Origin of the sequence: Streptomyces sp. Tu 2975 (assembly GCF_009832925.1) — a bacterium.
Taxonomy (GTDB): domain Bacteria; phylum Actinomycetota; class Actinomycetes; order Streptomycetales; family Streptomycetaceae; genus Streptomyces.
Map to the genome: position 1 here is coordinate 1,128,689 of NZ_CP047140.1, position 14,233 is coordinate 1,142,921.

Below are 14,233 nucleotides of genomic sequence, written 5' to 3' on the forward strand. Positions count from 1 at the left end.
TGCGGGTCAGAGGAGTCCGGCGAGTTTGTACAGGGCGAGGGAGCCGGCGACGGCCACGTTCAGGCTCGAGCCGGTGCCGACCATCGGGATCTCCACGCACTCGTCGAGCAGGTCGAGTGCCTCGGGCGGAATCCCGTGCTGCTCATGGCCGAGGACCATGACGGTCGGCCGTCGCGCCGGCGCGAGGTCGGCGAGGCGGACGGCCTCGTCGGCCAGCTCGACGCCCACGATGCGCGCGCCCCGCTCCCGCTGCCGGGCCAGCCATCCCAGCGGATCGCCGGTCCGGTGGGTGCACACCGGCTTGCGCAGGGTGTTGCCGCGGGCCAGCGCTTCGGGCACCCAGGAGAAGCGCGGGACGGTGATGCAGGCGCCGACCGCGTCGCAGGTGCGGGCGAGGGTGCCCAGGTTCGCGCCGTGCAGGGCCACAGGGGTGCCGCGTAGAGATGGTCCCAGCAGGAATGGGCTCGCGGGCGCCGGCTTCGGCGCAGTTCGTCGGGCGCACGGGTGCGGAAGGCGGGTCCGCCGCTCCTCGCGCTCATCGGCGCGGGGAGGCGGACCTCCGGTTCAGGGGCGCACACGTGCGAGGTGTGTGATGTACGTGACGTGAGTGATGCATGCGGCGGCGATTCAGCGGCTCGCCCGGGCCTCTTGTCGGATCATCGCGCCACCGGCGTGACGAGCACGCCCCCCATGGTGCGTGCCACGACGAAGGATCGTCCCTTGACCGCCTTGGCGTCCAGCGGAATTCGGTGCGTCCCGGGCTGCAGCGTCCCGTCGAACAGCTCCCGGACCCGGGTGCGGTACAGCGCGTCCAGACGGTAGGCCACCAGCCGGACGCGGCATTCGGAGGCCACCTCGACCACCGCGGCCCCGTCCGTCGTCCCGAGTTCCCGCAGGCGCCGCTGACCGACGGGGCTCCGGTCCAGGGCCAGCTCGATCTGCGCCACCAGCAGCGGGACGATCGGCGCGAGCCCGTCCACGTACTCCACGTGCGCGCCGGCGCGGTCGAACGCCGACCGCACCGCGGCCCGGTCCGCCTCGGTGACCGCCCGGCCGAAGGCGACGACCTGGTAGGCGCCGAGCTCCTCCGCCGGGACGCCGGCCGCGTCGTGGGCGATGTCGGCGCCGATGCCGATCGACCGCAGGGCGGCGGCGAGTTTGGCGAGGACCGCGACCCGCGCGCCGATCAGCAGGACACGGCGGCGGGCCGCGGTCTCCTCCGGGCCGGGCAGCAGCCGCTCCAGAGCCGCCCGGTACTCCTCGCCACGGAAACGGAACGGTCCGATGCCGTGGTAGCCGTTGAGTTCCAGATCGGCCGTCCCGTCGGTCTGCCAGGCGAAGTCCCGCCAGACGACGTCGTCCCCGTCGCGCTCGATGACGGCGGTGACGGCCCCGCACTCGAGCCCTTCGCACTCGGGGCAGCCGTAGATCACATACCTGCCGTCGCTCAGGGGTGCCTCCGCGTCGAGCAGCAGCCGGCGGAGATGGTCGGTGAAAACGGCGGGCGGGATGTCGGAGGCCAACGGCGAGACCGCGTCGAGGTCACTGAGCCGGTGGAGCAGGGGCCGGCCGTCGATGACGAAGTCGGTGAAGTCCCGGTGCACTTGGTAGGCACCATCGGCGAGGACTCCCCCGGTCCGCATCGCCGGCGCCAGCCCGAAGGTCGCGTACTCGGCAGACATGTCGTGAGTCTGCCCCACCGCGCGGCCTTCTGAGCATGAACACCATGGGCTACGGTCCCGGCATGAACGGCGATGTACTGGTGCTGGGCGGCGGGGCGGCGGGACTGACCACGGCCGTCGTGCTGGCGGAGAGCGGCAACCGGGTGCGGGTGTGGTCCCGGGATCCCTCCGGTACGACCACGTCGGCGGTGGCGGGCGGGCTGTGGTGGCCGTATCGCATCGAGCCGGAGAAGCTGGTCGGCGAGTGGGCCCTGGAATCACTGCGCGTGTACGAGGCGCTGGCGGACCGGCCGGAGGAGACGGGCGTACGACTGGTGTCGGGCGTCCATGCGGAGACCCGGGTCGCGGATCTCGGTCCCTGGGCCGCGAGGGTCGAAGGACTGCGGGAGGCGGGCCGCGACGAGCTGCCGCCGGGATTCGCCTGCGGGCTGCGGGCCCGGATTCCGCTGATCGACATGCCGGTCCACCTCGGCTGGCTGCGGCGGCGGCTGGAGGCCGCGGGCGGCGCAGTTGAGGCGCGCGGGGCGGGTTCCCTAGCCCGGGCGCAGTCGGAGAGCGGGGCGTCAACCGTGGTCAACTGCACCGGTCTCGGCGCACGTGCGTTGGTGCCCGATCCGTCCGTACGGCCGGTGCGCGGGCAGTTGGTGATGGTGGAGAACCCGGGCGTCGAGGAGTGGTTCACCGCGGTCGACCACGCGTCGAGCGCGACGACGTACTTTCTACCGCAGCCGGGGCGGCTGCTGCTGGGCGGCACCGCCGAGGACGACTCCTGGGACCTGACGCCCCAGGAGGCCACCGCGGCGGCCATCGTCGAGCGGTGTGCCCGTATCCACCCGGAGGTCGCCCGCGCCAAGGTGCTCGGGCACCGGGTGGGGCTGCGGCCCGCACGGGACACCGGCGTGCGGATCGAATCGGAGCGCCTGCCGGGCGGGGCGCTGCTGGTCCACAACTACGGCCACGGCGGCGCCGGCATCACCGTCGCCTGGGGTTGCGCGCAGGCGGCGGCCGCGCTCGTCGGGTAGGCCGTGCCCCAGGCGACCGGGGCGGCTCGGTGGTGGGTGTGGTGAACCACGCGACGAGGACCGGTGGGGCCGACAGGTGCGGAGCCGGATGACACGGCCTTCCCGAGCGGGGGCCCGCCCGAGAAAGCACGAATTTCTTCCTTCACCCCTTTTTATGGCATACGCGGAGCGTTATTCTGGAGATGGCCTACGAGGCGAGCGAGGGAGTTCGACCGGAGTAGCCGACTTCGGCGGAGATACCCGCCGGGGCCGACGTCGACGGTCGGGCTGAGAGGTCCGAAGGTCCAAGGGCCGGAGGACGACCCCCAGCACCTGATCCGGACAATGCCGGCGCAGGGAGCCCGTCTCGTAGGTTCTTGCATGTCGCGTCCCGAGTGGCGGGCACGTCCAGGGCCACGCCGCGACCGCCTGGTCGAGCACCAGGATGCGAGGGAACCCGCGCGAGCAGCGCTCCAGAAGGCCTGACGGCGGGCAGGCAGGCTGCCGGCAGCGCCAGGACGGAGCAGCCGGAAGGCCGTGGGCCACCGGGCGTGACACGCACCCGTGGCCCACGGCCTTCCTCGCCGGCCGAGACCGGAGTCCCGGTCGTGTCGGGCCGGCCCTGCCCGCCTCCGTCCGCGCCGATGACTTTTCGTCACGCCGGAGCCGTCAGCCCTGATCCGGGCCGCCCTTGCGTCGTTCCGGGTCCTCGTCCGACTCCGGCGAGGTCTCCTCCTCCACGGGGATCTGGCCCGCCTCCGGGCCGGTCCCGGGGCCGATGCGGATCTCGAACTCGCCCGCGTACTTCTCGTGTCCCGCGATCACCGCGGTCTCCACCGCCTCCTCGGCGATCTCGCCCCGGACGATCAGCGGGTCCTGGCGCAGGTCGCGCATGAGGGCCACGCACATGCCGACCATCACCAGCACGAACGGCGCCGCGACAAGGATCGTCAGATGCTGAAGGCCGGCGAGCGCGTCGCCCTTGCCCTCACCGACGAGCAGCATCACGGCGGCCACCGCGCCGGTCACGACGCCCCAGAAGATGACGACGACCCGCGCCGGTTCGAAGGTGCCCTTCTGGGAGAGCGTGCCCATCACGATGGAGGCGGCGTCCGCACCCGACACGAAGAAGATGCCGACGAGGATCATCACCAGGAGGCTCATCACCGAGGCGATCGGGAACTCCTGGAGCACGCCGAAGAGCTGCCCCTCCGGCGTCGTCTCGTCGCCCAGCCTGCGCTGTTCCTGAAGCTTCATCGCGGTGCCGCCGAATACGGCGAACCAGACAAGGCTGACCGTGCTCGGAACCAGGATGACGCCGCCGACGAACTGACGGATGGTGCGGCCCCGGCTGATGCGCGCGATGAACATGCCGACGAACGGCGTCCACGAGATCCACCAGGCCCAGTAGAAGACCGTCCAGCTGCTCAGCCAGTCGGCGACGTCACCGCCGCCCGTCGCCGCCTCCGTCCGGCCCGCCAGCTGCGGCAGTTCGTCGAAGTACGAGGCGAGCGAGGTGGGAATCAGATCCAGTACGAGAATGGTCGGTCCGGCGACGAAGACGAACAGGGCGAGCACGATCGCCAGCACCATGTTGGTGTTGGACAGCCACTGGATGCCCCGCTCCACACCCGACACGGCCGAGAACACGAAGCACACGGTCAGCACCCCGATGATGGAGATGAGCAGCCCCGTACCGGCCTTCTCCATCCAGCCGAGCTCCTGGAAGCCGCTGCCGATCTGCAGGGCGCCGAGGCCCAGCGACGTCGCAGAACCGAAGAGCGTCGCGAAGATCGCCAGCACGTCGATCACCCGGCCCGGTGCCCCCTCGGAGCGCTTCTTGCCCATCAGCGGCTCGAAGACCGCGCTGATGTTCTGCCGCCTGCGGCGCCGGAACGTGCTGTAGGCGATGGCGAGGCCGACGACGGCGTAGATCGCCCACGGGTGCAGGGTCCAGTGGAAGAGCGTGGTGGCGAGGGCGGTCTGCATGGCGTCCGCGGAGTCGATCGGGTCTGTGCCCGGCGGCGGCGTCGTGTAGTGCGCGAGCGGTTCGCTGACTCCGTAGAACATGAGGCCGATGCCCATGCCCGCGCTGAACATCATCGCGACCCAGGAGACGGTCCGGAACTCCGGTCCCTCGTGCTCCTGTCCGAGCGGGATCCGGCCGTAGCGGCTGACGGCGAGCCAGAGGGCGAAGACCACGAAACCCGACGCGGCCAGGACGAACGCCCAGCCGCCGTTGTGCATCAGGCCGTTCAGCAAGGTGTCGGAGGCGCTCTCCAGCGTCTCCGTGAACACCGAGCCCCAGAACACGAAGGCAAGTGTGAGCACCGCCGTCACGCCGAACACCACCCGGTCCGTGACCGGTGCTCTGTCTTCGTGCGGATGGCGGCCCGGTAGCGCCGCCTTGACGGGATACCACAGCCGTTTGCCCGGCTTTTCTACGTCGCGCGACACGGGGCACCTTTCATGATTCCGCGGAGCCTGATTTCACTCCCCGCTACCCCCTACCACACGAGTCACTCTCCTCCCTGTATCAACAGGCTTCCACCGGTTCACCCGTGGTGATGCGATAGGCCGCACGGGTGTCGAGCAGCAGCGGGACCAGATTCCGCAGTGACTGCCGCAACGGCACGACGGCGCCGTCGGCGACGGACCGGGCGAAGACCCCGTGGAGGGCCAGCTCGTCCTTGACGTCGGCGTACTGGCCGGCGTCGAGGCGGTAGGCGCAGGGCGGGTCCACGATCGTCTCGTCCGCTCCCGCCGGGTCGTTGTCGGCCCCGCCGAGGTACACCGGCCCGCGGTCCGCGAAGCCCGCGCGCCGGGCCGCTCCGGTGGCGGCCTCGATCCGGCCGAGCCGTTCGGCGCTGAAGGTGAACAGGCCGCCCAGGGCGGCGAGCTGGCTGTTGACCCGGCGGCGGTGATTGAGCGCCGCGTCGGACTTCTCCTGCGGGGTCAGCGCGTCGACGCGGCTCTCGATCAGCAGTCCCACGGCGTGTTTGACGCCGCCGGCGTTGCGCAGGATGCGCTCCTGTCCGTCACCCGCGGTCTGCCGGAGCGGCTCGCCGGTGACGGGGTCCGTCCAGATGCCGTACGTGCCCGTGGAGTGGCCCGCACGGTGCGCGGCCGGCCGGACGTACGTCCCGGACAGCGTCTGCGCCTCATGGTGCACGGCGGCGTGGGTGTTGAGGTTCCGGGGCCAAAGGTCGAACAGGTCCTTGTCGTAGTAGGGCGGTGTGGCGCCGTACTCGTGCAGGTCGTAGACGATGTCCGGCTGCCGGTCGCGGACGACCGCCGCGACGGCCCGCCCTTCCGCGGTCCTCAGCGCGATGTGGTCCCGGTTGACGTCGATGCCGTCCGCGTTGCCCCGGGTGCCGGCGGCACGGCCGTCGGGGTTGGCGGTGGGCAGGACGAGCAGACGGGTGCGGGCCAGGAGCCGGCGGGTCCTGTCGTCCCGGGCGAACGCGAGGTCGCGGACCGTCGTCAGACAGGCTTCACGTCCCGAGGGCTCGTCGCCGTGCTGACTGCAGATCAGCAGCACGGTGTGCGCGGACGTCTTGTTCCCCAGGTGGACGAGCCGCAGCGGACGGCCCTGTCCGGACGTGCCGATCTGCTCGACGGACATCCGTTCGGCGGCGCGGTCGACGGCGGCGAGGAAGTCCCGTTCCTCCTGCTCGCCGGTCCAGCGGGCACCGCCGCTTCTCTCGAAGCCGGTACGGGGTGGGGTGTACGCCGCTTCGGCAGGGCCGGTGACCAGGGGCACCGCGAGCGCTGCGGCGGCTGCCGTCAGGGCGAGCGTGCGGATACGGATTCGGGTCGTCATTCGGACACTGCCTCCGGGGATCCGGTCCGGTACACGTATCGGCATGGCCCCGGAAACGTACTCCGAGCGGCTGTGGCGCGACAGGGGGCCGTCAACGTCGGCTGCTCGTGGTGCGCTTGAGGGTGGACGGTCCGTCCCGGCTCGCGACAGATGTCCCGTCCGGGCACCATTCTGCCGGTCCTGGCACCGTGTGGGCGGCATCCACGCCGGCCGGTTCACCGTGCTGCCGGGCCGGGCCGTCCGCGGACCGGAGCAGACCCACGTCGCTGGGAGCGCTCTCAGACTGTGGGCCGGGCGGATATCCTGTCGGTATCGGATCATGCCACCGACCGGTGTGCCGGAGCACCGGAGCAGACGAGGAGCGCCCGCCTTGACCGAGCAGACCACGGGGTCCCGCCCCACCCTGGAAGCCGTCGCGGCGCGCGCTGGCGTCTCCCGTGCCACGGCTTCCCGGGTCGTCAACGGCGGTGCCGGTGTGCGCGCGCCCCTGGTCGACAAGGTGCGCAAGGCGGTCGAGGAGCTCGGGTACGTACCGAACCACGCGGCCCGCACCCTGGTCACCCGGCGCAACGGCGCGGTGGCGGTGATCATCGCGGAGCCGGAGTTCCGGATCTTCTCCGACCCCTTCTTCGAGCAGCAGGTCCGGGGCATCAGCCGTGAGCTCACGGCGCACGACTCCCAGCTGGTGCTGCTGTGGGTGGAGGGCCCCGGGGACCACGACCGGATCGCCCGCTACCTCGGCGGCGGGCACGTCGACGGCGCGCTCGCCTTCTCCCTGCACAACGACGACCAGCTGCCCGCGCTCATCAGCAGGACGAAGATCCCCACGGTCTTCGGCGGGCGCCCCGCCGCCGGTTCCGACCTCGCCGTGCCCTACGTGGACGCCGACAACCGCGGCGGCGCCCGGGAGGCGGTGCGCCATCTGGTCTCGCTGGGCCGAAGGAACATCGCGCACATCGCCGGCCCTCGCGACCAGACCTCGGCGCTGGACCGCATAGACGGCTACCACGACGTCCTGGTGGACGCCGACCCCGGTCTTTTCTGCCAGGGCGACTTCACCGAGGAGAGCGGCGCCCGGGCGATGGCCGAGCTGCTCGACCGCCGCCCGGACGTGGACGGCGTCTTCGTCTCCAACGACCTGATGGCGTCGGGCGCGCTGCGTACCCTGCGTGAGCGCGGCGTCCGGGTGCCGGAGGACGTGGCCCTGGTCGGGTTCGACGACATGGCCTCGGTCGTCGGGACGACGGAGCCGGCCATGACCACGGTGCGCCAGGACGTCGAGGGCATGGGCAGGCTGATGGTCCGGCTGCTGATGCGGCTGCTGAACGAGGCGGGCGGCGACGCTCCCGCGTCCGTCATCACCCCGACCACACTGGTGCGGCGGGCATCGGCCTGACTTCCGACACCCGCCGCGTTCCTGTGGGGGAGCGATTCAGCTGTAGGGGATCACCAGCACCGACCTGTCGGTGCCGGTCCGGAGCTTGGCGGTGCCGTTGCCGATGGCGCTCCACACCTCGAGGCGTACGGTGCCGCCGTCGAGGTTGCCGAGCGTCCCGGTGGCGGCCTTGAGGCCACGGGAGTGCGCGTACTCCTCCCAGCCGGTGACCGGGTCGGTCGCGAAGTAGTGGTACGTCTCCGTCCGCTCGAAGCTGCCGTCACCGGTGAGGTCGTAGCTGATACGCGCCTGCTGGCCGAGTCCGACCGTGCTGCCCGCGTCGACCTGGAGACGGAACGCGGTGGAAGCGCCCGGGGTGAGGGTGCCGTTGACGCCCCGGATCACGTAGACGAGCGGCTGGTGCGGGGTGCCGTCGTGGTTGGCGCCGCCGGCGGAGGCGATGGTGTCGCTGCCCGCCGTGCCGCCGGTGGCCGTGGTCAGCGCGCCTCCGCTGCGCAACTGGAAGGTGTTGCCGGTCGGCGGCTCCGGGTCGGGGTCGGGCTCGCCACCGCCGGTGCCGGTGCCCGTCGCGGTGGAACGGGCGGGCACGGAGAGGGTCTTGCCGTCGGAGAACGTCACCGTGCGGGCCGAGGCGCCGTGGTTGTGCGCGGCGTAGATCCGGGTGGTGCCCTTGGTGAAGACGGCGGACGTCGGGATGTTGCCGGTCACCGTGGTGTCGGGCGCGCCCAGCCGGTCCAGCGTGGAGATCCAGTGGTACGTGTGGGCCTTGGACTCGCCCTGCTCAGGGGTGTAGCCGGCGTGGCCCGCGTCCCACTTGGCCTTGGCCGCCGCGGGGTCGGCCAGCGACTGGAACTCCCAGAGGATGTCGCGCCATTCGACGGCCGGGCCGCCGTTCTCGCGCTCCATCTCGGCGATGTTGCGCCGGATCGCGGCCTTCGCCCCACCGAGGTGGAGCGAACCGCCGGTCACGGGAAGGACGTTGATGCCGTGGATCTCCTCGGGGTTGGCGGTCCACCAGGTGGCGTAGGCGGCGCCGCTGCCCCAGACCATGCCGGCCGTGTCGTGGCCGAAGGAGGACGGGAAGACCTGCTCGTCGGCGTCGAACCAGTACTGGGCGATCGACTCCGCCTCCGTGGTCAGCAGATACGTGCCGAGATCGCGGAGCGAGGTGTCACCGGTGGCCGAACCCCACAGGACGAGGGCGGCGCTGAGGTTGGTGGACTCGGAGGAGGACTCCTGGTTGTTGCCGGCGGCGAAGCCCTGGTGGCCGGAGGCCCAGCTGTGCCCGGCGTAGACGTCGAAGCCGCGCAGGAAGGGGAAGGCCGTGTCGGTGCGGCTCGCGTTGGCGGCGTCCCGCACCAGGGTCTTGACCATCCCGCCCCAGGCGGAGTCGGCGGCCCAGGCCTGGTCGTACTGGGCGACGATCGCCGCGGCGTACACGTAGTAGCTGTAGTGGAAGTGGTGGTCGTTGAGCTCGGTGTCGCTGCCGTAGGAGGCCGGGTAGCCGGTCAGGGTCTTCCAGTCCCTGTCGTAGCTGAACTCGTTCGCGCCGCCCGCGGTGAACCAGTCCTGGAGCCTGCCCTTGATCAGGCCGAGGAGCTTGCCGCGGGTGCCGGTCTCACCGATCTGCTCGGCCACGGGCACGAGCTGGGCGAGGCGGCCGAGCGCCTTGCCGGTCCAGTACGTGTCGGTGGCGCCGGAGAACGGGTCGGAGGCGTTCGCGACCTCGTTCAGATAGCCGCGCAACCGGGCCGTGTCGACGGCGTCCGACTTCGGCAGGGCCGGCAGCACCGGGGAGGCCTTCTGGCTGGTGGTGAAGGAAGCGGACTCCCGCACCTTCATGGTGCCGCGCGGCGAGACGTAGGTGTGGCTCGTGAGCGGGTCCGTCGTGTTCAGCCACTGGTGGCGGTAGAGGGCCTGGAGCGTGCCGCGCTCGGTGCCCTCCTTGGCTTCCGTGGTGAGCGTGTACGTGGCTCTGACCGTGCCACCGGTGTAGCTCCACGCGGCCTGGGAGCCGGTGACGAAGCTGTAGGCGTACTTCTTGTACGTCGCGAGCGCCCCCGTGGAGGGCAGGACCGCCACGGAGAAGTAGTCCTTGGAGCCGAGGCCCGCGGTGACGGTGGATCCGGAGACGTTCCAGTCGCTGCCGGTCGGGGCGAAGAGGGCGTAGTGGTGTCCGGCGACGGTGATGCCGATGACGTTGCCCTGGTCGGCGAAGACGGCCGGCGCGCCGGCGGTGGTTATCTGGGCGTTCCCGCCGGAGCCCTTGGCGTATACGAACGGCATGCCGTGGCCGATGGTGGTCCGCAGGGTGCGCGTGCCGTCGGACCAGTAGGGGGTGACGGTCCAGTCGGACCAGTCGTCGGCCTTGGTGCCGGGCGAGTTGAGGCCGGTCAGGCCGATGGTGAGGTCGCGCTTGTGGGCGAACTCGTACTGCCGGCCGTCGCCGACGATCGCGGGGGTGGTGGGGTAGCCGACGTCGAGCCCGCCGGCGGTGGCCTGGTAGGTGAGGGGGTGCCCGTACATGGGCGTCGAGTACGGGTTGTCGCCGTAGCGCTGGAAGGCGAGGGAGGACCACCAGTCGTTGGTGGGCACCGGCCGGCTCTTGGCCGCGGCGGTCACCTTGGGGGTGACCGGCGCTCCGGTGTTGGTGGTCGGTCCGGACGTTCCGGCGGGGCGGGTGTCGGAGTAGCTGCCGGAGCCTATGGGGACGGTGGCGGCGGCCGCGGGTGCGGCGGCCGGGCCCAGGCCGACAGCGGCCAGGGCTGAGGCCAGGACCAGCGCGGCGGCCGGCCTGGTGCGGGGGGCTGGCATGAACGGCACCTCAAGTCATCACGGGTAGGGGTGGCTGAGAGCGCTCTCAGATGGCCGAAACGTAAAACCCCCGAAACACAAGTGTCAATAGACCGAACACAGCCGGGAGTTGATACCCGAGTCCAGACCGTTATGTCTTCGAGTCTTGACGCGACGAGCCACAGGAGGGCACGCTCCAAACGCATATTTGAGAGCGCTCTCAACCCGCTCTCGTCCCACCCCGAAGCCAAGGGAGGCTTCCCATGCCCATAGCCAGAGCCGCCAAAAGGGCCGCCGTCCGCCTGGGTGCGGTCGCGCTCGCCGGGGCCCTGCTCGCCGCCTGCGGATCCGGCTCCTCGGACACGGCCTCCGACGGCGAGGGCGGGAAGGTCACGCTCACCGTCGACCTCTTCGGCTCCTTCGGTTACAAGGAGGCCGGCCTCTACGCGGAGTACCAGAAGCTGCACCCGAACATCACGATCAAGCAGACCGACACCGAGGACGAGGCCGACTACTGGAAGTCGCTCCAGACCCGGCTCGCAGGCGGCGGCGGTCTCGCGGACGTCCAGGGCATCGAGGTCGGCCGGATCGCGTCGGTCACCCAGCAGCAGGCCGACAAGTTCGAGGACCTGAAGAAGTACGGCGCGGACAAGCTGAAGAGCCAGTTCGCCGACGCCAAGTGGGCCGCCGCCACGACGAAGGACGGCGCCGTCCTCGGTCTCGGCACGGACGTCGGCCCGGAGGCCATGTGCTACCGCACCGACCTGTTCAAGCAGGCCGGGCTGCCGACCGACCGCGACGAACTCGCGAAGAAGTGGTCGACCTGGGACGGCTACCTCGAGCTGGGCAAGCAGTACAAGGTCAAGGCCCCCGCCAAGAGCGCCTGGCTGGACAGCGTCGGCAGCCTCTTCTCCATCATGATCGGCCAGGAGGAGGAGCGTTACTACGACGCCTCCGGAAAGCTGATCTGGGAGACCAACCCGGCCCTGAAGACCGCCTGGGACACCTCCGTCAAGGCGGCGGAGAGCGACCTGAGCGCCAAGCTCGACCAGTGGTCGCCGCAGTGGAACCAGGCCTTCGCGGCCGGTTCCTTCGCCACCATCCCCTGCCCCGCCTGGATGCTCGGCTACATCAAGGGTCAGGCCGGTGACGCGGGCAAGGGCAAGTGGGACATCGCGAAGCTGCCCGGCGGCGCGGGCAACTGGGGCGGTTCCTACCTCTCCGTGCCGCGCGCGGCCAAGCACAAGAAGGAGGCGTACGAGCTGATCCAGTGGCTCACCGCCCCCGAGCAGCAGGCCAAGCTCTTCCAGAAGCAGGGCAACTTCCCCTCCTCGACCGGCGCGATCGAGAAGGTCGCCGGCGCCACCGACCCGTACTTCTCCGGCGCCCCGATCGGGCAGATCTTCGGTGACGCGGCCAAGGCGGCCCCGGTCCAGGTCCTCGGTGTGCACGACCAGAACGTCAACCAGCAGATCACCAACGCGCTGAGCGAGGTCGAGCGCAAGGGCATCTCGTCCGAGAAGGCGTGGGGAACGCGAAGAAGGGCGTCGACAACACCATCGGCTGACGCCCGCCGAGCAGCTCCTTCGGGCCGGTCCGCATCCCGACCACTCCCCGCACCGGCCCGGCCCGAAGGCCCCCGCCCTGTACCGACTCATCCTCGAAGGGCCGCACCGTGACCCTCACCGCTTCCGCGAAGCCGGTCTCGCCGCCCCGGCCGCCGGCCGTGCGGCGCGCCTGGCGCAAGGTCTCGCCGTACGCCTACATAGCCCCGTTCTTCACGCTGTTCGCCGCCTTCGGGCTCTTCCCGCTGGTCTACACGGCGTTCGTCTCGCTCTACCGGGTGGAGCTGCAGACCCCGGGCGACATGCAGTGGCGCGGGCTCGGCAACTACACCGCGCTGTTCGGCGACGAGTTCTTCTGGACCGCGCTGCGCAACACGTTCACCATCGGTGTGATCTCCACCGTGCCGCAGCTGGTGATGGCCCTGGGCCTGGCCCATCTGCTCAACTACCGGCTGCGTGGCCGCACCTTCCTGCGGACCGCCATGCTCCTGCCGTACGCCACCTCCGTGGCCGCCGCCACGCTGGTCTTCGCCCAGCTGTTCGGCCGCGACTTCGGACTCATCAACTATGTGCTGGGACTCGTCGGTTTCGGCCCGGTCGACTGGCAGACCGGCACCGTCGCCTCGCAGATCGCCGTCTCCACCATCGTCATCTGGCGCTGGACCGGCTACAACGCGCTGATCTACCTGGCGGGCATGCAGTCCATCCCGAGCGAGCTGTACGAGGCGGCGGAGGTGGACGGCGCCTCACGGTGGCGGCAGTTCTTCCACGTCACGCTTCCGGGACTGCGCCCCACGATCCTGTTCACCGTGGTCGTCTCCACGATCGGCGCCACCCAGCTCTTCGGTGAGCCGCTGCTCTTCGAGGGCTCCATCTCCGGTGGCATCTCGCACCAGTACCAGACGCTCGGCCTGTACATGTACGAGCAGGGCTGGGGCTTCTTCCACCTGGGCCGTGCCGCCGCCATCGCCTGGGTGATGTTCCTGCTGATCCTGGTGCTCGTCGGGGCCAACGCCCTGATCGCGCGCCGCCGTTCCCGCAAGGAGGCCGGCCGATGACCGCGCTCGCCGCACCGCCGACGAAGCAGCCGGCCACCGAGAAGGCGCAGGTGCCGGGGCGCCGCAGGAGGAAGTCGGGCGCGGGCCGCACGATGAAGGGCGGCAAGCTCGCCTACGCCATCCTGATCGCCGCCGTACTGGTCTCCGCCTTCCCGTTCTACTGGACGATCGTCGCCGCCAGCCGTTCCAACGCCGACCTGGCGAAGGTCCCCCCGACCCTGCTGCCCGGCCCCAACCTGATCCGCAACTTCGAGGCGGTGATGGAGGAGGCGGACATCGGCAAGGCTTTGATCAACTCCTTCATCGTCTCCGGCTCCATCACGGTCGGCACCGTCCTGTGCTGCACGCTCGCCGGTTTCGCGTTCGCCAAACTGCGCTTCCGCGGCCGTGGGGCACTGCTCGCGATCACGGTCGGCACCATGATGATCCCGCCGCAGCTGGGCGTCATCCCGCTCTTCATGCTGATCGCCGAACTCCAGTGGGTGAACCAGCTCCAAGCGGTGATCCTGCCCGGGCTGGTGTCCGCCTTCGGTGTCTTCTTCATGCGCCAGTACCTCGTGCAGTCGCTGCCGGACGAGCTGATCGAGGCGGCCCGCGTGGACGGCGCCTCCACCGCCAGGATCTTCTGGTCGATCGTGGTGCCGATCGCACGGCCCGGCATGGCCGTGCTCGGCATGCTGACCTTCATGGCCGCCTGGAACGACTTCTTCTGGCCGATCGTCGCGCTCTCCTCGCAGGAACCGACCGTCCAGGTGGCGCTGCGCCAGCTCGGCGGCGGCTACGTCCACGACCAGTCCGTGATCATGGCGGGCACCCTGCTGGGCACGCTCCCCGTGCTGCTGGTCTTCGGCCTGCTCGGCCGCCAGATCGTCGGCGGCATCATGCAGGGCGCGGTCAAGGGCTGACCGATCCACC

At 70.6% G+C, this 14,233-nt stretch carries 9 protein-coding genes, 1 pseudogene and 1 riboswitch; of the genes and pseudogenes, 5 read left to right on the forward strand and 5 right to left on the reverse strand.

The genetic code is table 11. The annotated features are described in order from the left end of the window. Positions 1-6: 6 nt before the first annotated feature. Both GLX30_RS04860 and GLX30_RS04865 read right to left on the reverse strand, forming a co-directional pair. Positions 7-426: a TrmH family RNA methyltransferase gene (locus tag GLX30_RS04860; RefSeq protein WP_244258010.1), complete on the reverse strand. Its 420-nt coding sequence runs from the start codon at positions 424-426 to the stop codon at positions 7-9. Positions 427-656: 230 nt separating this feature from the next. Next, positions 657-1,682, reverse strand: a complete 1,026-nt coding sequence (locus tag GLX30_RS04865; protein ID WP_159683966.1) for an oxidoreductase — start codon at positions 1,680-1,682, stop codon at positions 657-659. A 62-nt stretch (positions 1,683-1,744) separates the two neighbouring features. Here GLX30_RS04865 and GLX30_RS04870 point away from each other — a divergent pair, with 62 nt between their 5' ends. Next, a complete protein-coding gene (locus GLX30_RS04870; protein WP_159683967.1) occupies positions 1,745-2,704 on the forward strand; it encodes an FAD-dependent oxidoreductase in 960 nt (319 codons plus the stop codon). 190 nt (positions 2,705-2,894) lie between these two features. Next, positions 2,895-3,060: riboswitch (TPP riboswitch) on the forward strand. Positions 3,061-3,352: 292 nt separating this feature from the next. On the opposite strand, the gene GLX30_RS04875 is transcribed toward GLX30_RS04870, so the two are convergent. Next, positions 3,353-5,107 carry a BCCT family transporter gene (locus GLX30_RS04875; RefSeq protein WP_159694870.1) on the reverse strand — a complete coding sequence of 585 codons (1,755 nt, stop codon included), beginning with the start codon at positions 5,105-5,107 and terminating at the stop codon, positions 3,353-3,355. Positions 5,108-5,219: 112 nt separating this feature from the next. Next, a complete protein-coding gene (locus GLX30_RS04880; protein ID WP_159683970.1) occupies positions 5,220-6,506 on the reverse strand; it encodes a M14 family zinc carboxypeptidase in 1,287 nt (428 codons plus the stop codon). A gap of 370 nt (positions 6,507-6,876) precedes the next feature. Between GLX30_RS04880 and GLX30_RS04885 the strand changes: the two genes are divergently transcribed. Next, a complete protein-coding gene (locus tag GLX30_RS04885) occupies positions 6,877-7,902 on the forward strand; it encodes a LacI family DNA-binding transcriptional regulator (RefSeq protein ID WP_159683971.1) in 1,026 nt (341 codons plus the stop codon). Positions 7,903-7,938: 36 nt separating this feature from the next. Here GLX30_RS04885 and GLX30_RS04890 read toward each other — a convergent pair whose 3' ends face one another. After that, positions 7,939-10,716 (reverse strand): glycosyl hydrolase, encoded by a 2,778-nt coding sequence (locus GLX30_RS04890; RefSeq protein WP_159683974.1) that lies wholly within the window; start codon positions 10,714-10,716, stop codon positions 7,939-7,941. A gap of 242 nt (positions 10,717-10,958) precedes the next feature. Here GLX30_RS04890 and GLX30_RS04895 point away from each other — a divergent pair. The 3 genes and pseudogenes from GLX30_RS04895 to GLX30_RS04905 all read left to right on the forward strand — a co-directional run bounded on the left by GLX30_RS04895 (position 10,959) and on the right by GLX30_RS04905 (position 14,223). After that, positions 10,959-12,262: pseudogene (locus GLX30_RS04895) on the forward strand (extracellular solute-binding protein). 108 nt (positions 12,263-12,370) lie between these two features. Then, entirely contained in the window at positions 12,371-13,318 is a 948-nt protein-coding gene (locus GLX30_RS04900; RefSeq protein WP_159683978.1) for a sugar ABC transporter permease, read from the forward strand. Further along, positions 13,315-14,223 (forward strand): carbohydrate ABC transporter permease, encoded by a 909-nt coding sequence (locus tag GLX30_RS04905; protein WP_159683981.1) that lies wholly within the window; start codon positions 13,315-13,317, stop codon positions 14,221-14,223. The genes GLX30_RS04900 and GLX30_RS04905 overlap by 4 nt, the downstream gene beginning before the upstream one ends. Positions 14,224-14,233 lie beyond the last annotated feature (10 nt).

Coding starts and splice junctions, on each gene's coding strand:
- GLX30_RS04865 (WP_159683966.1), bottom strand. CDS start 1,682: ATGTCTGCCGAGTACGCGACCTTCGGGCTGGCGCCGGCGATGCGGACC.
- GLX30_RS04870 (WP_159683967.1), top strand. CDS start 1,745: ATGAACGGCGATGTACTGGTGCTGGGCGGCGGGGCGGCGGGACTGACC.
- GLX30_RS04880 (WP_159683970.1), bottom strand. CDS start 6,506: ATGACGACCCGAATCCGTATCCGCACGCTCGCCCTGACGGCAGCCGCC.
- GLX30_RS04890 (WP_159683974.1), bottom strand. CDS start 10,716: ATGCCAGCCCCCCGCACCAGGCCGGCCGCCGCGCTGGTCCTGGCCTCA.
- GLX30_RS04905 (WP_159683981.1), top strand. CDS start 13,315: ATGACCGCGCTCGCCGCACCGCCGACGAAGCAGCCGGCCACCGAGAAG.